Consider the following 21,512-nt stretch of genomic DNA (forward strand, 5'->3'; position numbering starts at 1 on the left):
CCCCCCCCCCCCCCCCCCCCCCCCCCCCCGGGGGGGCGGCCCCCCCCCCCCCCCCCGGCGGGGGGGCGCCCCCCCCGCCCGAGCGCGGCACCCCCACCCCGGCTCCCGCGCCTTGCGGCGCAAGGCGCGCTCGCCGACCCTCCCCACAAGGGGGAGGGTAAGTCAGCCGGTCCCCTGCTCGTCCACGCCTGGCCGGATCGGGTGGCGAAGGCGCGTGGCGAGCGTGGTCGTTTCGTGCTGGCCAACGGCTCCGGCGCCATGCTCGACGCCGGCGATCCGCTGGCGGGCGAGCCGTTTCTGGTCGTCGCCGACCTGCAGGGCAAGGCACAGAATGCGCGCATCACGGCGGCGGCGGCGATCGGCGAGGACGATGTCCGCGCTGCGCTGGCGGACAGGATCGAGGTCCGCCGCGAAACGAGCTTCGACCGCGACAAGCGCGCCGTGCGTGTGCGTGAAACCGTGCGCCTTGGCGCCATCACGCTCGCCGAACGCATGCTGCCGCCGCCAACGGGGCCCGACGCCGACCGCGCCGTCCTCGATGCGGTGCGCCAGCACGGGCTGTCGCTGCTGAATTGGAGCAAGGAGGCGCAAACGCTGCGCCAGCGGCTTGGCTGGCTGCATCGCGGCCTTGGCGCGCCTTGGCCCGATATGGAGGATGCTGCTCTCATCGCGCGCCTCAATGACTGGCTGCTGCCTTACCTGTCCGGCGCGGCATCGTTTGCCGCCATAGATGCGGGCGTTGTCTCGGCCGGGCTGGCCAGCCTCGTGCCGCATGATCTGCAGCGCAGGATCGATACGCTGGCGCCGACCCATTTCGATGCCCCGTCGGGCAGCCATGTGCCGATCCGCTATGACGGCGAATGGCCGGTGCTGGCGATTCGCGTGCAGGAGCTGTTCGGCCTCGACCGCCATCCCGCCATCGCCAATGGCAGTGTGCCGCTGACGCTCGAACTCCTGTCGCCGGCGCACCGGCCAATCCAGACGACGCGCGACCTGCCCGGCTTCTGGCGCGGCTCCTGGGCCGATGTGCGCGCCGATATGCGCGGCCGTTATCCCAAGCACGTCTGGCCGGAAAACCCGCTGCTCGCGACCGCCACCGCCCGCGCAAAACCCAGAGCATGATCCCAAAAAGTGGAAACCGGTTTTTGGAAAGGTCATGCTCAAACAAGAAGTAGAGCCCCATCCGACTCCTCGGATTGGGGCGGGACCTAGCCTTCAGCGCTTCGCGGCTGTAATTCATGGCCATGATCAACGTTTTGCGTTCGCCCGATTTCCAGCAGAGCCAGAGACTGCGCCTCAACACGCTGATCCGGTTGCGCTGGCTTGCCATTGTCGGTCAGAGCCTGACGGTGCTCGTCGTCGCCTATGGGCTGAAGTTTCCACTGCCGGTCAGCCTCTGCTTTGCCCTAATCGCCTGTTCGGCCTGGATGAACCTGTTTCTCGCCTTTCGCTTTCCGGCAGCGCACCGGCTCACGCCGCTTGCGGCCTTCGGCATCCTCATCTTCGACAGCCTGCAGCTTGCCGGCCTGCTCTACATGACCGGCGGCCTCACCAACCCGTTCTCGCTGCTGATGACCGTGCCTGTCGTCATTTCGGCGACATCGCTGCCCCTGCGCCTGACCGCCATCCTCGGCGGGCTGGTCATGTCGGCGGCGACCTTTCTGGTCTTTGTCCATCTGCCGCTGCCCTGGCATGAGGACGCGCCGCTGGCGATGCCTTTTCTCTATGTCGCCGGCATGTGGATGGCGGTGCTGTCCTCGATCGCCTTCACCGCCATATACGCCTTCCGGGTGGCCGCCGAAGCCCGGCTTCTGGCCAATGCGCTCGCCGCAACCGAGCTCGTGCTGCAGCGCGAGCAGCACCTTTCGGCACTCGACGGGCTGGCCGCCGCGGCCGCGCACGAGCTCGGCACGCCGCTCGCCACCATCGCGCTTGTCGCCAAGGAGATGGAAAAGGCGCTCGGCAAGGATCCGAAATACGGGGAAGATGTGACGCTGTTGCGTTCGCAGAGCGAGCGTTGCCGCGAGATTCTCAAGCGGCTGACCAGCCTGTCCTCCGAGGGCGAGGCGCATCTTTCGCGATTGCCACTGACTTCGCTGGTCGAGGAGGTCACCGCGCCGCACCGGGACTTCGGCATCTCGATCAAGCTTCGGCCCGGCGAACGCATCGGCCCCGAGCCGGTCGGGCGACGCAATCCGGGCGTCATCTACGGCCTCGGCAACCTGGTCGAGAACGCCGTCGATTTTGCCCGCAAAAGCGTAACCGTGCGCTGGAGTTGGGACGAGGCCATCGTCACCTTCTCGATCATCGATGACGGCCCCGGCTTTCCAGCCGAGATCATCGACCGCATCGGCGAGCCCTATATGTCGACGCGCCAAGGCAATGAAACAGGCGGCGGTCTGGGCCTCGGCCTGTTCATCGCCAAGACCCTGCTCGAACGCTCTGGTGCCGTGCTCGATTTCCGCAATTCGAGCGGCCTGGGCGAGGGCGCCATGGTCCAGATATCGTGGCCGCGTGGTGTGTTCCTCAATCCGGAAATCACTTCGGCCAGCATGTTCGACACCGCCTGAGAGCCTTGAAGGACCTCTAAAAATTGGACAAGGAGGCTCAGGAACTATATTTGCGTAAAATTAAGGCAGCAGGAATTTTGAGACTATGACAGGCGACGAGAATATTGGCGCAATGGTTGAAGGCGAGGACACCTCGCTGCTTGTCGTCGATGACGACAAGCCGTTCCTCACGCGTCTGGCCCGCGCCATGGAAGCCAGGGGCTTCGTGGTCGAGACGGCCGAGAGCGTCGAGGAGGCGGTTGCCAAGGCGCGCGCCAATCCACCCGCCTACGCCGTGGTCGACATGCGGCTCGGCGACGGCAACGGCCTCGACGTGGTCGCGGCCATCCGCGAAAAGCGCGAGGATTCCCGCACCATCATCCTGACCGGCTACGGCAACATCGCCACCGCGGTGACCGCGGTGAAGCTCGGTGCGGTCGATTATCTCTCCAAGCCCGCCGACGCCGATGATATCTTCGCGGCACTCACCCGCACCGCCGGCGAGCGCGCGGCGCCGCCGGAAAACCCGATGTCAGCCGACCGCGTTCGATGGGAGCATATCCAGCGCGTCTATGAGATGTGCGAGCGCAACGTCTCCGAGACAGCGCGCCGGCTCAACATGCACCGACGCACCTTGCAGCGCATACTGGCCAAGCGGGCGCCGCGTTAAGGCCGCCGTTTCCCATCTTGCGGGATCGAAGCCCGCCAAAACAGACGGCATGACGGAGGCGACATGCAGGACTTGAAGCATCGGCCGGTTTCCGTCTTCCGCGAATTCCTCGATAGTGAAGCGGCTGGCGGCATCATCCTGATGGTGGCGGCGGCACTGGCCCTGATCGTCGCCAATTCGCCGCTCGCCGAAACCTATTTCTCCGCGCTCCACGCCTATCTCGGCCCGCTCAGCGTCTCGCATTGGGTCAATGACGGGCTGATGGCGGTGTTCTTCCTGCTCGTCGGACTGGAGATCAAGCGCGAGATGCTGGACGGCCAGCTCTCCACCTGGCCCCGGCGCGTGCTGCCCGGCATTGCAGCCGCCGGCGGCATGGTGGTTCCCGCACTCGTCTATGTGGCCGTCAACCGCGACAATGCGGCCGCCCTGTCCGGCTGGGCGATCCCGACCGCCACCGACATCGCTTTCGCGCTCGGCGTGCTGTCGCTGCTCGGCAGCCGCGTGCCGGCTTCGCTGAAGGTGTTCCTCACAGCACTGGCGATCATCGACGACCTCGGTGCCGTCATCATCATCGCCATCTTCTACACCAGCGGCCTGTCGCTGGCTTATCTGGGTGCTGCCTTCGCCGTCATTGCCGCGCTTGTCGTGCTCAACCGCATGCGGGTGATGACGCTGGTTCCCTATCTCGTGCTCGGCGTCATCTTGTGGATGCTGGTGCTGAAATCCGGCGTCCATGCCACGCTCGCCGGCGTGGCGCTGGCGCTGACCATCCCGCTTGAGCGCTCCGCCGGCATCGGCCACGATCTCGACCATTCGCCGCTGCACCGGCTCGAGCACGGCCTGCACAAGATTGTGGCCTTCGTCGTCATCCCGATCTTCGGCTTTGCCAATGCCGGCGTTTCGCTGGCCGGCCTCAGCGTCAGTGCGCTGATCGAGCCGTTGACGCTGGGTGTCGCCGCCGGCCTGGTGGTTGGCAAGCTGGTCGGCGTGTTCGGCTCCTCGGCACTTGCGATCCGGCTCGGTCTTGCCGACCTGCCCGCCAATGCCGGCTGGACGCACATGATCGGCATATCGCTGCTGTGCGGCATCGGCTTCACCATGAGCCTGTTCATCGGCCTGCTCGCCTTCGCCGGCGACGTGGCGCTGCAGGACGCGGTCAAGGTCGGCATCCTCGCCGGCTCCTTCATCGCCGCCATTCTGGGTGCTGCCGTGCTGCTCATGGCGCCCGCCAAGGGTGGCGTGGAGGACGATGAAGAGCAGAGCCGGTCATAGACTGAAGGACGGGCCGTTACTCGCTCTCACCCTCCAGCGCCGGCACCGACACGCCGGCAAGCTCTGCCGCCAGCAGCCGCGAAGCGCCGGCCCGCGCGACCCGCAGCATCAGCGCCTTGCGCGTTGCCGCTGCCATGCGGTGCTCGGGCGCATCGCGCAGGATCTCGGCGCCATAGCCGTCGGAAAGGATGAAGCCGCATTCCTGCGGAAAGATTTCCGAGGGCACGCCGGGATGGGTGGCGAAGAAGAAGCGGTCGGAATGCAGCCGGTAGTCGGGCCATTTGCGGTCGACCCTGAAATCCTCGATCGAGGATTTGATCTCGATTATCCAGATATCGCCCTGCCGGGTCAGCGCGACGAGGTCGGCGCGGCGGCCCGTGGCCAGCGACAGCTCGGGCAACACATGTGCGCCCATATCCATGAGCAGCCGCTGTACGCCGCGCCGCACCAGCATGGCGCGTTCGGACTGGCGGCCGTCGATGAGAGGATTGATGGGGATGGGGGAGATGATCGGCATGCCAGGCACCATGCCAGATTCTGTTCACGGTTTGAACCTGTTTTATGTGGGCGCTTTCAGGTAATCGTCGGGCTTCCACTCTTTCATCGCGGGCTACTTCCGCGCGATCCATTCCGCTAAACCGGGCTCAATGTCGTCGCTATCCGTATACTCCCGGATCAAAAGCTCGGCCTCGGCCCGCCATTTGTCCTCTGGAATGTTCTTCTGGATGACGATTTTTATGAACGCGCTGCGCAAAATATCGCAGTCAAAAGCCGATACCGAGCTATCGAACTGAGACATGGCCAACCTCCCATCCATAAGGGCGGGAGCTTAGCGTTACTCTCAATCACCGGTGCGCCGTTAACCCGTAGCCGGTGACCTTGGGATTTTAATACGCTGTGAGGTGGCTTCAATAAGGATTCACTGTACATTTTTAACCAAGCGGCTGGGCCTCAATTGCCGGCCAATTCGCGCGCTCTAGCTCCCGGCAGGCGGCAACCCCTCAAAGAAGCCGCAGTGGCCGGCGCGGATCATCATTCATCCGGCAACCTGCGCCGGCCATTTTGGCGTTAGGCCTGTCAAATATATAACCGCCTTTATGTAGGCGATCGTGTAGTTGTCGGACCTCAATGAACGCCCGTTTTGGACAGCAGGTTTAAAACCAGCACTCCAGCCAAGATCAGGCCCATGCCGACAAAACCTGCCACGTCGGGCCGTTGCCCGTAGACAATCCAAGCGACCAGCGCGACCAGAACAATGCCGCCGCCCGCCCATACTGCATAGGCAACGCCGACCGGTATGCGGTCCAGCACCTGGGACAGAAAGAAAAACGCCGTGGCGTAACCGAGCAGCACCAACATCGACGGGCCAAGCCTGGTGAAGCCTTCCGAGGCCTCATCGCGCTGGTCGCGATGACCTCACCGACAATAGCCAGGGCAAGAATGGCATAAGCTGGCATTCGATGAACCTCCAGTGGCGGGAGGCATCTAATGATCAGAACGCTACGATGGCGTCACGTTCACTTTCCCGTGATCGTGCCTCGCCGCGAGCGGCGCAGAGTCTCGTCGATTGCAAGGGCGCGCGCCTGTCCGATGAGGCCCATCCAGCTACACTCCGGGCTGCGTCGCTCCTGTTAATTAGCTAGAGCGAATATAAGTGAAAGGTGATATTTTCGAAGCAGCCGGGGCTCCCCCAATATACCCCGCTCCGGTCAGGCCCGGTGGCGGTCCACCCAAAGGAAGGCTACCGGGCCGATCCCTGCAACCAACCGGTGACCCGCTCGTTGACCCATGCCGGGTTGATCCCCCGGCACTCCAGGACCTGCCCGCTGCCGAGGGGCGGCGGGCCTTTTTTACCGATTGGGTTCAAGCCTGCAGCGATAGCGAAGGCGCCGGCGGACTCCGGGACCTTCGCGTTGCAGGTCTCGTCAGAAGTGGATCCAGAAGGATCTGCGGAAACACCTGCGGCGCCAGGAACCGTGGCGCCAATAGCGACGGCAAACCCGCCTCCACCCGCGTCGACGACGGCGGCGGTGCCACCTGCGGTGCCGCACGAACTCGACGCCGTCCTGGACATCGGGACCATCCGGGTCGAGAATGTCGTCGGACGGTTTGTCGAGCTCATCGAGAATGCCCGGCCCCGTATTGGGGATGCCGGCCAAGGCGGTGGCAGGACGCGCGATTGCGACGACGGTCGCAGCCCCTGCCAGCCCAAGCATTCTAGTCAGAAACAATCGCCGATCCATGCCAATCTCCATCGTTGATCATTGCAACAAGGGAAGACATAGCGCGTCAGATTGACGCGCCCAGATGCCGAAGAAAATTGGATCAATCGCTCTGCTGTGCCGGCGGTGGGCCTATTTAGCGATCTCTGACAATCCACGCGGCCAAATGCGCCTGTTCCCGGGGATCATTCCTCCGACAAGCCGGTCGCCGTTGCGTCCGTTTCGATGCTCACCGGCACGCCCTGGCGCAGGGAGTTGCTGACCGTGGAAATCGCCGCGGCCCTTGTGATGATCTCCGCCGGGTCGGAGCCGTCCAGCGTCGTGCAGGAAACCGTCATGGTTGACGAAGTCGCGAGCAAAGGCTTGCCTTCGAGGTTCAGCGTCACGGTCACGGCGATCTTGTTGAGCGTTATGCCCATTTTCTCGGCAACGTAGCGAAGGTCGTTGCAGAAGTAGCCGCCGATCGCCAGGGCGAGCAGCTGGCCGCCATTGAAGCCCAGGCCCATGCCGCCGGCCTTGCCTTCGGGCCGGTCGACGATGATCGTGTGGCCGCCGGCCCAGCCCATGGCCGCCTGCGTGCCCCCCATATTGCGCAGTTCGACGCTCATCGAGACCATTTGTGGACGTCCTCCCGGCAGGAGTCGACCAGGCGTCGGGCCTCGTCGACGTAGGGTCATTATGCAGCCGCAGAGGTGCCCCTGTCGCTGAGCAACGCCGCTCCCGCCATGTCATCAAGGATCGGACAATCCGGCCTTTCGTCGCCGTGGCAGGCATGGATCAGTTTCTGCAGCGTCGAGCGCATCGACTGCAACTCGCGCACTTTCTCCTCGATCGCCGTGACATGGGCGGCGGCGATTTCGCGCACGTTGTGGCTGGCGCGGCTGCGATCCTGGTAAAGCGCCATCAACTGGCGGCAATCGTCGATGGAAAAGCCCAGATTGCGCGCGCGGCGCAGGAAGGCCAGCCGATGGATGTCGTCTCCGGAATAATCGCGGTAGCCGTTGGCGGCCCGCGCCGGGGCGATCAGGCCGATCTCTTCATAGTAGCGGATAGTCTTGGCCGGCAGGCCGGAGCGGTGGGCGGCGTCACCGACATTCATGACGGTTCTCCTCGATTTCCAGGAGCCCATGGAGCAGGCCCCTTGAATTTGCTTCACAATCCTGTGAGTCCTGTTGCCAAAATGCCATAGTGATACGCTTACCGGTACGTCAAGGCAGGCATATAGGCATCGCGCGCTTGGCAAGCAAAGCAAATGCCAGCATGAATGACGATGAGAGAGCGGCCGACTCGTGCCGCCGAAGTTGGGCGGGGCACCGGATCACCTGATGCGCATGAAGTCGTTTGCAATCATCGCCGCACTGGCGCTCTCCACTGCTATCGCCGGTTGCAGCACCATCGGCTCGCAGATCTTCTCCAACGACTACGGCGCGGTCACCGACGCCGGTTATCAGCTGCCGCGGATCCCGATCGAGAAAGTGCCGATGAAGTACCATCGGCAGGAAGTGAACTACGACAGCCCGGAAAAGCCGGGCACGATCATAGTCGATACGCAGAACAAGTTCCTCTACTTCATCGAGGGCGACGGCAGGGCCATTCGCTACGGCATCGGCGTCGGCCGCGAGGGCTTCGAGTGGCATGGCACCGCCCACATTGCGCTCAAGCGCGAATGGCCGACCTGGACACCGCCGAGGCAGATGATCCAGCGCCAGCCGGAATTGGAAAAGTTTGCCGGCGGCATGGAGCCGGGCCTGAAGAACCCGCTCGGCGCGCGCGCCATGTACCTGTTCAACAAGGGCGGCGATTCGGGCTATCGCCTGCATGGCAGCCCGGAATGGAATTCGATCGGCAAGGCTATGTCGTCTGGCTGCATCCGCCTAATGAATCAGGACATTATCGACCTCTATGACCGCGCCTCGGTCGGCGCCAAGGTCATCGTTCTCTAGAGGCAGTTTTCGTACGCGGACCGTCTAGGCAACAACGGACGTCCCAAGCAGAAAACCGGGCAATTCGGCCCGGTTTTTTGTTGTTTGCCTCTAATGCCTCGAGAAGGAGGTCTCTACGAGACCTGCTCGACCTGCTGCACTTCCGGCACGAAATGGCGCAGAAGGTTCTGGATGCCGTGCTTCAGCGTCGCCGTCGAGGACGGGCAGCCGGCGCAGGCGCCCTTCATGTGCAGGAACACCGTGCCGTTCTCGAAGCCGCGGAAGGTGATGTCGCCTCCATCCTGGGCGACCGCCGGGCGCACCCGTGTATCGAGCAGTTCCTTGATGGTGATGACCAGCTCCTCGTCGGCCTTGTCGTAGAACTCACCGGTCTGGCTGGTCTCTGCGGCCGGGCCAGCCTTGGCCATGACAGGCGCGCCGGACATGAAATGCTCCATGATGGCGCCGAGGATCGCCGGCTTCAGATGCTGCCAGTCGGGGCCATCCTTGGTCACGGTGATGAAGTCATAGCCGAAGAAAACGCCGGTGACGCCAGGAATTTCGAACAGCCGGCCGGCCAGCGGCGAGGCGACGGCGGCGCTGTCGGCATCGCGGAAATCGGCGGTGCCTTCCAGAAGCACTTCCTTGCCGGGCAGGAATTTCAGCGTCGCCGGGTTTGGCGTCGATTCGGTCTGGATGAACATGGCCGTCTCCGTGCCCGTTTGGGCATCTAGTTTGGAACAATTCTAAATAGGCTCAATTGGATGGACATTCAAGCGAAACGCATCGCCGGAACGGCTGGCTGGCGGAATGTTTTTTCGCGCCCAAAATCGGAGCGGCATCACCTGAAGAGCAAAATCTCAGGCCAGGCTGTCTATTTCCTCGTCCGACAGGTTCTGCGGCACGACAGTCACCGGGATCGGGAAGGCGGCACCCTTGCCGGCCACGGCGCCGACCAGCGGCCCCGGGCCTTCCTTGCCCGCACCGGCGGCCAGCACCAGGATGGCGATGTCCTGGTCTTCCTCGATCAATTTGTGGATCTCTTCCGTCGGCTTGCCTTCGCGCACCACCATCTCGGGCTCGATGCCGAGCTTCTGGCGCACCTTGTTGGCATAGCTGTCGAGTGCGGCGCGCGCCGTGGCGTTGGCTTCCTCGCGCATGATCTTCTCGACACCCAGCCAATGCTGGAAATCGTCCGGCACGATGACATAGAGCAGCACCAGCGTGCCGCTGGTGCTCTGCGCCCGTTTCGAGGCATAGGCGACGGCGCGCTCGCATTCCGGCGTGTCGTCGATGATCGTCAGGAATTTCCTGCGATGGCCGGCTTCGCGGCTGAGGCGTTTGGAGACCATGTCTATCTACTCGGTGTCGTGCGGCCGCAATCTGCCACTGCGGGGGACCGGCGGCAAGCCGCCGGCCTTGTGCCAGTGCACCCGATGTCGCGATCAGCCCTGCAGCAGGCCGATAATGTCGCGCACCGTCTTCATCGTCGCTTCGGCCAGCACGCCGGCGCGCTCGCCGCCATCCTTGAGCACCGCGTCGACATAGGCGCGGTCATCCGAAATGCGGCGCATCTCGCTGGCGATCGGCGCCAGTTTTTCCACTGCAAGATCGGCCAAGGCCGGCTTGAACACGGAAAACTGCTGGCCGGCGAATTCCTTGAGTACATCCGCCTTCGACATCTCGGCGAGACCCGCATAGATGCCGACCAGGTTCTCCGCCTCGGGCCGGCCGGCCAGGCCGTCCAGCTCGCTCGGCAACGCTTCCGGGTCGGTTTTGGCCTTGCGAATCTTCTTCGAGATGTCATCGGCATCGTCGGTCAGGTTGATGCGCGACAAATCCGACGGGTCCGATTTGGACATTTTCTTGGAGCCGTCGCGCAGCGACATGATGCGCGCCGCCGGTCCACCGATGACCGGCTCGGTCAGCGGGAAATAGCCGTTCACGGTCTCTTCGCCGACCTGCATCTCGACGCCGATGCCAAGGGCCGCGATGCGGTCGGAGAAGTCGTTGTTGAATTTCTGCGCGATGTCGCGTGTGAGTTCCAGATGCTGCTTTTGGTCCTCGCCCACCGGCACGTGGGTGGCACGGTAGAGCAGGATGTCGGCAGCCATCAGCGAAGGATAGGCTAGCAGGCCGAGCGACGCGTTCTCGCGGTCCTTGCCGGCCTTGTCCTTGAACTGCGTCATGCGGTTCATCCAGCCGATGCGCGCCACGCAATTGAAGATCCAGGCGAGCTCCGCATGCTGCATGACCCGCGACTGATTGAAGACGATGTGCTTCTTCGGGTCGATGCCCGAGGCCAGGAACGCAGCGGTGATCGACCGCGTCTGGTCGGCTAGGTCTTCATGAACGAGTTGAGCTGTCAGCGAATGCAGGTCGACGACGCAATAGATGCAATCGGAGGTGTCCTGCAGGGCGACGAATTTCTTGATGGCGCCGAGATAGTTGCCGAGGTGCAGATTGCCGGTCGGCTGGACACCGGAAAAGACGAGTGGCTTGAAGGCGGTCATGATTGTCCTCATGGCTTGTGGAGGGCCGTATAAGTGTGATTCCGAAAAGTTGCAGACTTTTCGGAGCCAATCACGCGGCTGGAAACCGCGCGCGGCGAAAGTGTTGCGACGGCGCGCTTATGGACGAGAGCGGTGAGAGGATCAAGAGGCCATTGGGCCTTGGAGCAGACTACAAGGAACAGAGACAAGAAACCGGGAGTGTCTCAGTTTGAAATTTGAAATATGCAAAAGCACCTATATGCTTCGCGGAAAGCAGGGGCCGGAGACTTGGCGCGAGTTTGGAAGATTGTACGCCACGGGGCGCCCGATCAATGGGAGGATTCCATCCCAGAGAAGTCGCTGGCCGAAGGGCAATTAGTCGTGCTTCTATCGCGGCTAGCCGCGAGCCATCTGCCACCCGTCGCCACGACCCCATTGCCACGAAACGCTCCGCGCTTCGCTACGTCGCTCACTGTCAAAAACGACCGCTTTGGCAACAAGCACTTCATCATGTACGCGAGCGGCAGCCGGGTGCATTACATAGCGACCTTGGAGGAGACGCCTTGAATGCCCACCGGATCTGAAGGTCAGAAGCGCCCCGCCGGCGTGGTCGGTATGCAAGAGGCACTGCAGCGCAGGCGCAGCCGCGAGACGCCGCTGGAGACCGCGGCACGGCTTCGGGCCGAACTCGGAATTGAACTGAGGGGGCAGGCGCGCAACACCTTGCCACCCTCCGTCTACGACGAATTGTCTGGAGAAGACTAATGTTTGTCGAAGCAGCCGCTATCGTCGCAATGAGGGGTGGGACATTGCAATAAATTCCGGCTCACGGATCTGGAGACTGTTCCCTAGTCGGCGGCGATCCTTTCCGTCCGACATTGCGCCGGATCATCCCGAAATCGGCGCCGCCGGTGGCAAACGCGGTGATGAAATAAAGCAGCGCCCCACCGGCAACCAGCGACAGCAGCGTCGCCGCCTTGACCACCAGCGGCGAGCCCGGCCCAAGCCTGATGGCGAACCAGTGTTCGGCAAAATAGAGCGCAGCGCCCATCACCACGGCGGACAGCACCAGACGTGGAATGCGCTTCATCAGCGGTACGTCGCGGCCCCAATGGCCGCGCCGGATCAAGACGCCGAGCAGCATCACCGCGTTGACCCAGCCGGCGACGGCCGAGGCCACCGCAATGCCGGGCGCCCCCATCCGTGGAAACAGCGTCAGCGCCGTGGTGACGTTCACCGCCACCGAGATGGCGGCAAAGATCATCGGCGTGCGCGTGTCCTCGCGGGCGAAATAGCCTGGGGTGAACGCCTTGATCAGCACGAAGGCCGGCAGGCCGAGGCCGAAGATCGCCAGGATCGCCGCCACCGTCGGCGTCGATCCGTTGGCGGCGAACGCGCCGCGCTCATAGACCAGCCGCACGATCGGCTCAGACATCACCCAGAGTGCCGCGGCTGCCGGCAAGGTCAGGAACAGCGTGAACTCGACCGAGCGGTTCTGCAGATTGGCCGCCTCGATCAGATTGCCCGACTTCAGCGCCCGCGACAGTTCGGGCAACAGCACGATCGCCACCGCAACACCGACCACGCCGAGCGGCAACTGGTAGATGCGGTCGGCATAGGCGAGCGAGGACACCGCGCTGTTCTGTGCCGAGGCGATCGCCGTGCCGATCAGCTGGTTGATCTGGGTGATGCCGCCGGTGATGGCCGCCGGCAGCGCCAGGATCAGCAGCCGCTTGACCGCGGGCGTCATTTTCGGCCGGCGGAAGCCGATCGAGATGCCGGCGTGGCGCACCGCCACCCAGACGATCGCCAGTTGCACCAGTCCGGCGGCAAGCACGCCCCAGGACAGCCCGTAGCCGACGGTGAGGGCATCCGAGCCCTTGTACCAGGCATAGGCGAGCACGCCGATCAGGATGATGTTGAGGAACACCGGGGCCACCGCGGCGGCGAAATAGCGGCGCAGCGAATTCAGCATGCCCGCCATCATCGCGCCCAGCGACATGCAGATCAGATAGGGAAACATGATCGTTGCCAGCGTCACCGTGGTGTCGAACTTCCCCGGCGTGCCGGCAAAACCCGGCGCCACCAGATAGCGCACGATCAGCGGCATCGACAGTTCCATGATGATCGTCAGCGCCAGCAGCGCCGTGAACAGCACGCCGAACACTTCCTCGGAAAAGCGCTTGGCGCCTTCGGTACCGTGGGTCTCGATCTCCTTGGCGAACAGCGGCACGAAGGCGGCGTTGAAGGCCCCCTCGGCAAACAGCCGGCGAAAGGTGTTGGGAAACTGGAAAGCGGCGTTGAAGGCATCGGCAACCGGTCCGGTACCGAGTGCAGCAGCCATCAGCATCTCGCGGCCGAAACCGAGCGCGCGGCTCATCAGCGTGCCGGAAGCGACCGTTGCGAATTTCTTGACGAGGCTCATGCTTTTGGGAACTGCCTGCGCAATTGGGACAAAGTGATGGTCGTTGTCACTCGGCCGCCGCCCTGGGCTTGCCGCCGCGTTCGGGCACGATGCCTTCGAGCGTTGCCATCAGCCGATTGCGGATGGTGGCGATGCGGGCCGGGCTATCTATCTTCTGGCCAGTGAGATCGGTGACATAGAAAGTGTCGATGACCTTTTCGCCGAAGGTGGTGATGTGGGCCGATGCGATGTCGAGCGACAGGTCGGAAAGCGTTCCGGTGATCTCCGACAGCAGTCCCGGCCGGTCGAGGCCCTCGACCTCGATGACCGAAAAACGGTTCGACAGCGTGTTGCGGATTTCGGCACGCGGTGGGATCTTGAACACCTTGGAGCCGCGCCGCGGCTTGGTGCGCTTCTCGATCATTTCCGGCAGCCAGCTCTTGCCCGACAGCACGTCCTCGATCAGCCGGCCGACACGTTCGGCGCGCCGGCGCTCGTCCTCGTCGCGATCGAATTCTCTGCTGATCAGGATCGTGTCGAGCGCGCGGCCATCCGACGTCGTGAAGATCTGCGCGTCGACAATGTTGCCGCCGGCTCCGGCGCAAGCCCCGGCGATGACAGAGAGCAGGCGGGGGTGGTCCTGCGCCAGCACGGTGATTTCGGTCACCGCCTCGAACTGGTGGGTCTTGACCATGGTGGCAAGCTTGTTGCCTGACACGTCCGCTTCGCGGATGAACTCGGCATGGCGCAACTGGTCTGCGAGATCGACGGTCAAAAGGTAATTCTCGTAGTGTTGGCCGACATAGCGCTTGCGGGCCTTGTCCGGCCAGTCGGCAAGCGCCTCGGCCAGGCGCTCGCGCGCCGCCGCCGTGCGCTGCGCGCGCGACACTTCCGAAAACCCGCCGGTCAGCAGCAATTCGGTCTCGTAGTAGAGCGTGCGCAGCAGCTGGCCCTTCCAGCCGTTCCAGACACCGGGTCCGACGCCCCTGATGTCGCAGACGGTGAGGATCAAAAGCAGCTTCAGCCGCTCGACCGACTGCACGATCGCGGCAAAATCCTCGATGGTCTTGCGGTCGTTGAGGTCGCGGGTCTGCGCCGTCATCGACATCACGAGGTGGTTCTCGACCAGCCAGGCCACGGTTTCGGTATCGGCAGGCGACAGCCCCATATGCGGGCAGATCCGACGGGCGATCCTGGCCCCCGCCTCGGAATGGTCCTCCGGCCTGCCCTTGGCGATGTCGTGCAGCAGTACGGCGACATAGAGCGCTTCGCGGCTCTTCTTCAGGCTCGGCATCAGCGTGTGCGAGAGGGGGTGGACCTTTTCGCCGTCGCCGCGCTCGATCTCGGCCAGCACGCCGATGCAGCGGATCAGATGCTCGTCCACCGTGTAGTGGTGGTACATCGAGAACTGCATCATGGCGACGATCTTGCCGAAATCCGGGATCAGCTTGCCGAGCAGTCCGGCTTCGTTCATGCGACGCAGATTGAGTTCGGCATTGCGATCCGAGGTCAATATGTCGAGGAACAGCCGGTTGGCCTCCTCGTCGCGCCGCAGCGACTTGTTGACCAGGCCGAGCGAACGGGTCAGCAGCTTGAGCGCGTCAGGGTGGAATTCCAGACCGTGCTTGTCGGCGAACCAGAACAGCCTGAGCAGATTGACCGGATCGCGCTCGAACACCTGGTCGTCGGCGATGTTGATGCGGTGGTTGTCGACAATGAAATCGGAGGTGCCGGCCAGCTTGCGTTTGCGCCTGGAGAAAGTCAGGAAGATGCGGTTGAAGCCAGGAACGTGCTTGGCCTGCTCCTCCTCGAGCGCCGCGCAGAAGATGCGGGTCAGGTCGCCGACGTCCTTGGCAACGAGGAAGTAGTGCTTCATGAAGCGCTCGACCGCCGACAGGCCGGGGTGTGTGGTGTAGCCGAGCCGTTCGGCGATCTCGCGCTGGATGTCGAAATGCAACCGCTCTTCGGCCTTGCCGGTGAGGAAATGCATGTGGCAGCGTACCGCCCACAGGAAATCCTCCGCCTTCTGGAACTCGCGGTATTCGCCCTCGGTGAAGACGCCCTTGTCGACCAGTTCCTCGCCGGTACGCACCCGATAGAAATATTTGCCGATCCAGAACAGCGTCTGCAGGTCGCGCAGGCCGCCCTTGCCGTCCTTGACGTTGGGCTCGACCAGATAGCGGCTTTCGCCGGCCTTGGCATGGCGGTCATCGCGTTCGGCAAGCTTGGCCTGGACATATTCGGGGCCGGTCGTGCGCACCACCTCATGATCGAACCGCAGCATCAGTTCATCATAGAGCTTTTCCTCGCCCCACAGGAAACGTGCTTCGAGGATCGAGGTGCGAATGGTGACATCGGTGCGCGACAGGCGCAGGCATTCGTCGATGTTACGGGTGGCGTGGCCGACCTTCAGCCCCAGGTCCCACAGCATGTAGAGCATGTATTCGACTGTCTGTTCGCCCCACGGCGTCTGCTTGTAGGGCAGCAGGAACAGAAGGTCGATGTCGGATCCGGGCGCCAGCGTTCCACGGCCGTAGCCGCCGACAGCGACGACGGCCATGCGCTCCGCCGAGGACGGGTTCTTGACCCGGTAGACATGGGTGACGGCGAAATCGTAAAGCGCCCGGATGATCTCGTCCATGAGATGCGACAGCCGCGCCGCGCAGGCGCTGCCGCCGCCATCGTCCATCAGCATTCGTTCGGCAATGGCGCGCCCTTCCGCCAGTCGTCCCTTGAGCAGTTGGAGCACGCCATTGCGCGCGGCCTGCCCTGAGCCATCATCCGCCGTGGCCGAGGTCAGCGCGGTCATCTCGCGGCGCAAGGCTTCGCCGTCGATCAATTCGTCGAGCTTCAGGGAGATTCTTGCCATATATCCAGTCGGCCTTGCCGTTCGGCGGCGTCTATAGCGCGTTTTCGTGGCGCTGGGTATGGGGCGTTGAAAGCCGGTTCAAGACCCGGTTGAGCTTTGGCTCGGATAAGTAAATGGAATAACCATTCTCCGCTTCAGTCGACAGAAATCGACAATGCGCTTGCCTATCCGCCGAGCCTCGGCTTTGACCTTCGCTATGGCTGTCTTTCTGCGTTTCCCGGTCCCGGCGGCGCACTGGATATCCCGCTTTTCCCTGAGCAGGCTTGGCAATTGGAGCGCCCTGTCGCCAAGGAACTGATCTTGCGCGCAGAGCGCAGGAACAAGCTGATAGATTGTCTCGCCTCGCAAAACCGAAAACTCGGGGTTGAAGACAAGGTCGTCGACAGCGATGCCGATCTCCTCGGTGGCCTTGATCAGGTCGAGCGCGGTTTGCCTGGAGATGATGTAGCCGGCGGTTCCTATATGTCCAGCGTCGAGTTTGGATGTGGAAAAGCCGTGACCGATGTCAATGCGCTTGCGTCGGATCACGGTCTTGCAAAAATAGCTTTCGAGCTTGACGACTTCGGCATCGGCTGGAATCCAGTTGCTGTCGCGAAGCAATGCGCCGGCTTTCGCGGCAAAGACGATGTCGTCCTCGAAGATTGCCCCGTAGCGAGCGTCGCCTTGCGCTATGGCGGCCCAGCAGGCCCGGTGACTGAGCAGGCAGGCGATCTCGCCGTCAGTCAATGGCAGCCTGTTCCGATATCCGACATTTTGCGGCAGCTGGTCCAGGTCCGGCCGATCCCGTGCGTCGATGGCCTGAACGCGTTCGAACGGGACGCCGATGCGGGCAAACTCCGCCGTCACACGGGCAAGGCGATCGGGAGACCGATCGAGATTGATGACCAGACGCTTCATTGCCAAAGAAAATCTCACCCCCGGGACGCTCGCTCTCTAGCAGGCGTGGTGTTGCCGCGTGAGACTTTTTCTGGGGGAGGATGGACGCGCCGTGGACCGGAGAAGAAAAGTCGAAACAGCCCTTGACCTTCCAGTTACTGGAAGCCCTATCTCCACGTCACACGCCGATAAATCAAGGCATTTTCGAATGACGCATTCCGATCACGATCATCACGCGCATAGTAGCTGCTGCTCGACACAAGGCGCCGTGCCCACCACGAAGAGCGTCGTCCGCGATCCGGTCTGCGGCATGACTGTCGATCCGGTCGCCGGCAAGCCGACGACCGAGCATGATGGCCATCCCTATCATTTCTGCAGCCAGGGCTGCCGCACGAAATTCGTCGCCGAGCCGGAAAAATTCCTGACGGCCACCGATCCGGTCTGCGGTATGAGCGTCGATCGCGCGACAGCCAGGCACTTTGCCCGCCACGAAGGCCAGGGCTTTTACTTCTGCTCGGCCGCCTGCCAGGCGAAATTCGAGGCGGAGCCGCAAAAATATCTCGGCGACAGGCCGGCACCGCAGCCGATGCCCAAAGGCACGCAATACACCTGCCCGATGCATCCCGAAATCATCCGCGACAAGCCAGGATCCTGCCCGATCTGTGGCATGGCGCTGGAGCCGATGGGCGTGCCGACGGGCGATGAAGGGCCAAATCCCGAGCTGGTCGATTTCACCAGGCGGTTTTGGGTGAGCGCTGTCCTTTCGGTCCCCCTTCTGATCATCGCAATGGCGCCCATGATCGGCTTGATGTTTGAAGGCCTGGTCGAGGACCGGACAAAGGTCTGGATCGAACTGGTCCTGGCAAGTCCGGTGGTGCTTTGGGCCGCCTTTCCCTTCTTCCACCGCGGCTGGGACTCGCTGGTCAACCGCAGCCCCAACATGTGGACGCTGATCTCGCTCGGCGTTGGCGCTGCCTATCTCTACAGCGTCGTCGCCACGCTGTTTCCGGACATTTTCCCGCATCAGTTCCGCGGCCATGGCGGTGCGGTGCCCGTCTATTTCGAGGCTGCCGCCGTCATCGTTGCGCTGGTCTTCCTTGGTCAGGTGCTGGAGCTGCGCGCCCGTGAAAAGACCGGTTCGGCGATCCGCGCCTTGCTCGATCTGGCGCCGAAGACCGCGCGGCTGATTGCCGCCGATGGTTCCGAAAACGACGTGCCCCTCGACGCCGTCAAGGCCGGCGATCGCCTGCGCATACGCCCCGGTGACGCCGTGCCGGTCGATGGCACGGTGCTGGAAGGGCGGTCCTCGATCGACGAATCGATGATCACGGGCGAGCCGTTGCCGGTCGAGAAGGTCGAGGGCGATGCGCTGACCGGCGGCACGCTCAACAAGAATGGTGCGCTGATCATGCGCGCTGAGAAGGTTGGCGCCGAGACGACGCTGGCGCGCATCGTCGAGCTCGTCGCCAAGGCGCAGCGCTCGCGCGCCCCGATTCAAGGGTTGGCCGATCGCGTTTCTTTCTACTTTGTCCCGGCCGTCGTCCTTGTCGCGATTGTCGCTTTCACCGCCTGGGCCGTGTTTGGACCCGAGCCCAGCCTGATCTTTGCCATCGTCTCGGCGGTGTCGGTGCTGATTATCGCTTGCCCCTGTGCGCTCGGCCTTGCCACGCCGATGTCGATCATGACCGCCACCGGGCGCGGAGCGCATGCCGGTGTGCTGATCAAGGAGGCCGCAGCACTCGAACGCTTCGCTTCCGTCGACACGCTGATCGTCGACAAGACGGGGACGCTGACCGAAGGCCGGCCGAAGCTGACCGATGTCGTTGCGGCAAACGGTTTTTCCGAGGAGGAATTGCTGGCGCTTGCCGCCGGTCTGGAGAAGGGGTCGGAGCATCCGCTGGCTGAAGCCATCGTCGACGGCGCCGCTACGCGCGGCGTGACAGTTGCCGAGGCCAGCGCCTTCGAGGCGGTCACCGGCAAGGGCGTGTCCGGTTCGGTCTCGGGAAAGACGGTCGCGCTCGGCAATGCCGCGATGATGGCCGACCTTGGCGTCGACATCGCATCCATCTCGGCCAAGGCCGAGGCGTTGCAACTCGAAGGCAAGACGGCGATGTTCGTCGCTGTCGACAAAAAACTGGCCGGCATCGTCGCCGTCGCCGACCCTATCAAGGCAACGACGGCCGAGGCGATCAAGGCGCTGCATGAAAGCGGCTTGCGGATCATCATGGCAACCGGCGACAATGAACGCACGGCCAACGCGATCGCCAGAAGCCTCGGCATCGACGAGGTCCGCGCCGGCCTGCTGCCGGAACAGAAGGCAGCCCTTGTCGAGGAACTGCGCGCAAAAGGCGCCGGCGTTGCCATGGCCGGGGACGGCGTCAACGACGCACCGGCCCTTGCCGCCGCCGATGTCGGCATCGCCATGGGCACCGGCGCCGATGTCGCCGTCGAAAGCGCCGGTATCACTCTGGTCAAGGGCGACCTCAACGGTATCGTGCGCGCCCGCACGCTGGCGCAGGCGACGATCCGCAACATCCGTCAGAATCTGTTCTTCGCCTTCCTCTACAATGTGCTGGGCGTGCCGGTCGCCGCCGGCGTGCTCTATCCGCTCACCGGCACGCTTCTGTCGCCGATGCTGGCGGCCGCGGCGATGAGTCTGTCTTCGGTGTCGGTGATCGCAAACGCATTGCGGCTGAGAACATTGAAACTCTGATCCAAGCCCCCAAATACGAAACCACTCAACAGGAGACCATGAATGACCTTGGCCAAAAAACTCGTGCTGCTGCTGATGGCGGCCGGAATGCTGGTTGCCGTCTTCCTCGAAAGCGTTCCGGCGCAGAGTGAGGAAATGAAACACGACATGGGCGCTATGGCGGCGGATGCGACCAGCCCTTCGACCGAAGGCTACAAGGCGGCGATGGACAAGATGCATGCCGACATGATGGCGTCCGACTATACCGGCAATGCCGACGTCGATTTCGTCAGAGGCATGATCCCGCACCATCAGGGTGCGATCGACATGGCCAAGGTCGAACTTGCCAATGGCAAGGACCCGGAAATCCGCAAGCTCGCCGAAGGCGTCATCGCCGCGCAGGAAGCCGAGATCAAGCAGATGCAGGCCTGGCTCGCCGCCCATCCGGTGAAGTAAGTCTTCAGCCATAGCCAGCGCGGCGAGAACGCCTCTGGATTTCTCGTCCAGCCTATGATGCGATCCAGCCCCAACTGGAGCCCGCCATGCCATCGACCATCAGAACCACCAAACTGCCCTCTGGCGAAGCAGTTCAGGTGCTTGGCCAGGGCACATGGAAGATGGGCGAGAATAACAATCGCCGCACCTCTGAGGTCAACGCCCTCAAGCTCGGCCTCGACCTCGGCATCACACTGATCGACACCGCCGAAATGTATGCCAGCGGCGGCGCCGAGGAGGTGGTGGCCGAAGCCATTGCCGGGCGCCGCGACGAGACCTTCCTGGTTTCGAAAGTTCTGCCATCAAATGCTTCGCGCGCGGGCGTGCAGCGCGCCTGCGAAAACAGCCTGAAACGCCTGCGCACCGACCGCATCGATCTCTATCTGCTGCATTGGCCCGGCAGCGTGCCATTGACGGAAACCGTCGCGGCCTTCGAGGCCCTGAAAAAGGCCGGCAAGATCCGCCACTGGGGCGTCAGCAATTTCGACACCGACGAGATGGAAGAGCTGACCTCCTTGCCCGATGGCGGCAGTGTCCAGGCCAACCAGGTGCTCTACAATCTGGTCCGGCGTGGCCTCGAATTCGACCTGGCGCGTTGGAGCCGGCAGCGCAACATTCCCTTGATGGCCTATTCGCCGGTCGAGCAGGGCGCGCTGGCGCGCAATGCCAGGCTCGACGCCGTCGCCGCCCGCCACAACGCCACGGCCGCCCAGATCGCCTTGGCCTGGGTGATGCATCAGGCCGGCGTCATCGCCATTCCGAAGGCCAGCAGCCAGGAGCACGTCCGCCAGAATGTCGCCGCGCTCGACATCAAGCTTACGCCTCAGGACATCGCCGATCTCGACCGTGGCTTTCCGCCACCGACGCGCAAACGCGGGCTGGAGATGATTTAGGCGCGCAGATAGCGAAGGCCCGTTCCGTCACACCCCCCTCTGTCCTGCCGGACATCTCCCCCGCAAGGGGGTGTTTGGACCGGAGACATCGCGAACAGGTGTGCGAGGACATCGCGAACAGTTTTGTCACTTATCGTCTGCAGAGGTTGAGGTCGA

Annotated in this window: 19 protein-coding genes and 1 pseudogene; 9 read left to right on the plus strand and 11 right to left on the minus strand. The window is 63.3% G+C overall.

Annotated elements, in window-relative coordinates; translation table 11 throughout:
* The 4 genes from NKJ37_RS30950 to nhaA form a co-directional block, all read left to right on the plus strand.
* Positions 1-1,122 (plus strand): ATP-dependent helicase C-terminal domain-containing protein (locus NKJ37_RS30950; protein WP_502902038.1); only part of this gene is annotated, 1,122 nt, incomplete at its 5' end.
* A 116-nt stretch (positions 1,123-1,238) separates the two neighbouring features.
* Positions 1,239-2,570 carry an ActS/PrrB/RegB family redox-sensitive histidine kinase gene (locus NKJ37_RS30955; protein WP_032909257.1) on the plus strand — a complete coding sequence of 444 codons (1,332 nt, stop codon included), beginning with the start codon at positions 1,239-1,241 and terminating at the stop codon, positions 2,568-2,570.
* An 85-nt stretch (positions 2,571-2,655) separates the two neighbouring features.
* Positions 2,656-3,219 carry an ActR/PrrA/RegA family redox response regulator transcription factor gene (locus NKJ37_RS30960; protein ID WP_013528072.1) on the plus strand — a complete coding sequence of 188 codons (564 nt, stop codon included), beginning with the start codon at positions 2,656-2,658 and terminating at the stop codon, positions 3,217-3,219.
* A 63-nt stretch (positions 3,220-3,282) separates the two neighbouring features.
* Complete coding sequence (gene nhaA / locus NKJ37_RS30965) at positions 3,283-4,491, plus strand: Na+/H+ antiporter NhaA (protein ID WP_023811625.1); 1,209 nt, start codon at positions 3,283-3,285, stop codon at positions 4,489-4,491.
* Between the two features lie 16 nt (positions 4,492-4,507).
* On the opposite strand, the gene NKJ37_RS30970 is transcribed toward nhaA, so the two are convergent.
* The 5 genes and pseudogenes from NKJ37_RS30970 to cueR form a co-directional block, all read right to left on the minus strand.
* Complete coding sequence (locus tag NKJ37_RS30970; protein ID WP_023811626.1) at positions 4,508-5,008, minus strand: MmcB family DNA repair protein; 501 nt, start codon at positions 5,006-5,008, stop codon at positions 4,508-4,510.
* A gap of 93 nt (positions 5,009-5,101) precedes the next feature.
* On the minus strand, positions 5,102-5,290 hold the full coding sequence (locus NKJ37_RS30975) for a hypothetical protein (RefSeq protein ID WP_127289952.1): 189 nt from the start codon (positions 5,288-5,290) through the stop codon (positions 5,102-5,104).
* A 326-nt stretch (positions 5,291-5,616) separates the two neighbouring features.
* Positions 5,617-5,948: pseudogene (locus NKJ37_RS30980) on the minus strand (SMR family transporter).
* A 950-nt stretch (positions 5,949-6,898) separates the two neighbouring features.
* A complete protein-coding gene (locus NKJ37_RS30985) occupies positions 6,899-7,330 on the minus strand; it encodes an OsmC family protein (protein ID WP_352776352.1) in 432 nt (143 codons plus the stop codon).
* A gap of 59 nt (positions 7,331-7,389) precedes the next feature.
* Complete coding sequence (cueR, locus tag NKJ37_RS30990) at positions 7,390-7,812, minus strand: Cu(I)-responsive transcriptional regulator (RefSeq protein WP_023811630.1); 423 nt, start codon at positions 7,810-7,812, stop codon at positions 7,390-7,392.
* A 226-nt stretch (positions 7,813-8,038) separates the two neighbouring features.
* On the opposite strand from cueR, the gene NKJ37_RS30995 reads away from it, so the two are divergent.
* Positions 8,039-8,656: a L,D-transpeptidase gene (locus NKJ37_RS30995; RefSeq protein WP_013528066.1), complete on the plus strand. Its 618-nt coding sequence runs from the start codon at positions 8,039-8,041 to the stop codon at positions 8,654-8,656.
* A 113-nt stretch (positions 8,657-8,769) separates the two neighbouring features.
* On the opposite strand, the gene NKJ37_RS31000 is transcribed toward NKJ37_RS30995, so the two are convergent.
* The 3 genes from NKJ37_RS31000 to trpS all read right to left on the minus strand — a co-directional run bounded on the left by NKJ37_RS31000 (position 8,770) and on the right by trpS (position 11,148).
* Positions 8,770-9,339, minus strand: coding sequence for a NifU family protein (locus NKJ37_RS31000; RefSeq protein WP_023811631.1), 570 nt, complete (start codon positions 9,337-9,339; stop codon positions 8,770-8,772).
* A gap of 156 nt (positions 9,340-9,495) precedes the next feature.
* Entirely contained in the window at positions 9,496-9,987 is a 492-nt protein-coding gene (locus tag NKJ37_RS31005) for a universal stress protein (protein ID WP_013528063.1), read from the minus strand.
* A gap of 93 nt (positions 9,988-10,080) precedes the next feature.
* On the minus strand, positions 10,081-11,148 hold the full coding sequence (gene trpS / locus NKJ37_RS31010; protein WP_023811632.1) for a tryptophan--tRNA ligase: 1,068 nt from the start codon (positions 11,146-11,148) through the stop codon (positions 10,081-10,083).
* Positions 11,149-11,694: 546 nt separating this feature from the next.
* Here trpS and NKJ37_RS31015 point away from each other — a divergent pair.
* Positions 11,695-11,892: a hypothetical protein gene (locus tag NKJ37_RS31015; RefSeq protein WP_050592693.1), complete on the plus strand. Its 198-nt coding sequence runs from the start codon at positions 11,695-11,697 to the stop codon at positions 11,890-11,892.
* A 61-nt stretch (positions 11,893-11,953) separates the two neighbouring features.
* On the opposite strand, the gene murJ is transcribed toward NKJ37_RS31015, so the two are convergent.
* The 3 genes from murJ to NKJ37_RS31030 form a co-directional block, all read right to left on the minus strand.
* Positions 11,954-13,552 (minus strand): murein biosynthesis integral membrane protein MurJ, encoded by a 1,599-nt coding sequence (murJ, locus tag NKJ37_RS31020; RefSeq protein ID WP_023811635.1) that lies wholly within the window; start codon positions 13,550-13,552, stop codon positions 11,954-11,956.
* A gap of 46 nt (positions 13,553-13,598) precedes the next feature.
* Positions 13,599-16,400: a [protein-PII] uridylyltransferase gene (locus NKJ37_RS31025; RefSeq protein WP_352776354.1), complete on the minus strand. Its 2,802-nt coding sequence runs from the start codon at positions 16,398-16,400 to the stop codon at positions 13,599-13,601.
* 78 nt (positions 16,401-16,478) lie between these two features.
* A complete protein-coding gene (locus tag NKJ37_RS31030; RefSeq protein WP_128302885.1) occupies positions 16,479-17,297 on the minus strand; it encodes a glycosyltransferase family 25 protein in 819 nt (272 codons plus the stop codon).
* Positions 17,298-17,484: 187 nt separating this feature from the next.
* Here NKJ37_RS31030 and NKJ37_RS31035 point away from each other — a divergent pair, with 187 nt between their 5' ends.
* From NKJ37_RS31035 to NKJ37_RS31045, 3 genes are all read left to right on the plus strand, one after another.
* Positions 17,485-19,989, plus strand: coding sequence for a heavy metal translocating P-type ATPase (locus NKJ37_RS31035; RefSeq protein ID WP_352776355.1), 2,505 nt, complete (start codon positions 17,485-17,487; stop codon positions 19,987-19,989).
* A gap of 42 nt (positions 19,990-20,031) precedes the next feature.
* A complete protein-coding gene (copM, locus tag NKJ37_RS31040; protein ID WP_128302887.1) occupies positions 20,032-20,424 on the plus strand; it encodes a CopM family metallochaperone in 393 nt (130 codons plus the stop codon).
* An 86-nt stretch (positions 20,425-20,510) separates the two neighbouring features.
* Positions 20,511-21,356, plus strand: coding sequence for an aldo/keto reductase (locus tag NKJ37_RS31045; RefSeq protein WP_128302888.1), 846 nt, complete (start codon positions 20,511-20,513; stop codon positions 21,354-21,356).
* Positions 21,357-21,512: the final 156 nt, after the last annotated feature.

This window comes from Mesorhizobium sp. M0140 (genome assembly GCF_040322475.1).
Taxonomy (GTDB): domain Bacteria; phylum Pseudomonadota; class Alphaproteobacteria; order Rhizobiales; family Rhizobiaceae; genus Mesorhizobium.

Coding starts and splice junctions, on each gene's coding strand:
- NKJ37_RS30955 (WP_032909257.1), top strand. CDS start 1,239: ATGGCCATGATCAACGTTTTGCGTTCGCCCGATTTCCAGCAGAGCCAG.
- NKJ37_RS30960 (WP_013528072.1), top strand. CDS start 2,656: ATGACAGGCGACGAGAATATTGGCGCAATGGTTGAAGGCGAGGACACC.
- nhaA (WP_023811625.1), top strand. CDS start 3,283: ATGCAGGACTTGAAGCATCGGCCGGTTTCCGTCTTCCGCGAATTCCTC.
- NKJ37_RS30970 (WP_023811626.1), bottom strand. CDS start 5,008: ATGCCGATCATCTCCCCCATCCCCATCAATCCTCTCATCGACGGCCGC.
- NKJ37_RS30975 (WP_127289952.1), bottom strand. CDS start 5,290: ATGTCTCAGTTCGATAGCTCGGTATCGGCTTTTGACTGCGATATTTTG.
- NKJ37_RS30985 (WP_352776352.1), bottom strand. CDS start 7,330: ATGGTCTCGATGAGCGTCGAACTGCGCAATATGGGGGGCACGCAGGCG.
- cueR (WP_023811630.1), bottom strand. CDS start 7,812: ATGAATGTCGGTGACGCCGCCCACCGCTCCGGCCTGCCGGCCAAGACT.
- NKJ37_RS30995 (WP_013528066.1), top strand. CDS start 8,039: ATGCGCATGAAGTCGTTTGCAATCATCGCCGCACTGGCGCTCTCCACT.
- NKJ37_RS31000 (WP_023811631.1), bottom strand. CDS start 9,339: ATGTTCATCCAGACCGAATCGACGCCAAACCCGGCGACGCTGAAATTC.
- NKJ37_RS31005 (WP_013528063.1), bottom strand. CDS start 9,987: ATGGTCTCCAAACGCCTCAGCCGCGAAGCCGGCCATCGCAGGAAATTC.
- trpS (WP_023811632.1), bottom strand. CDS start 11,148: ATGACCGCCTTCAAGCCACTCGTCTTTTCCGGTGTCCAGCCGACCGGC.
- NKJ37_RS31015 (WP_050592693.1), top strand. CDS start 11,695: ATGCCCACCGGATCTGAAGGTCAGAAGCGCCCCGCCGGCGTGGTCGGT.
- murJ (WP_023811635.1), bottom strand. CDS start 13,552: ATGAGCCTCGTCAAGAAATTCGCAACGGTCGCTTCCGGCACGCTGATG.
- NKJ37_RS31025 (WP_352776354.1), bottom strand. CDS start 16,400: ATGGCAAGAATCTCCCTGAAGCTCGACGAATTGATCGACGGCGAAGCC.
- NKJ37_RS31030 (WP_128302885.1), bottom strand. CDS start 17,297: ATGAAGCGTCTGGTCATCAATCTCGATCGGTCTCCCGATCGCCTTGCC.
- NKJ37_RS31035 (WP_352776355.1), top strand. CDS start 17,485: ATGACGCATTCCGATCACGATCATCACGCGCATAGTAGCTGCTGCTCG.
- copM (WP_128302887.1), top strand. CDS start 20,032: ATGACCTTGGCCAAAAAACTCGTGCTGCTGCTGATGGCGGCCGGAATG.
- NKJ37_RS31045 (WP_128302888.1), top strand. CDS start 20,511: ATGCCATCGACCATCAGAACCACCAAACTGCCCTCTGGCGAAGCAGTT.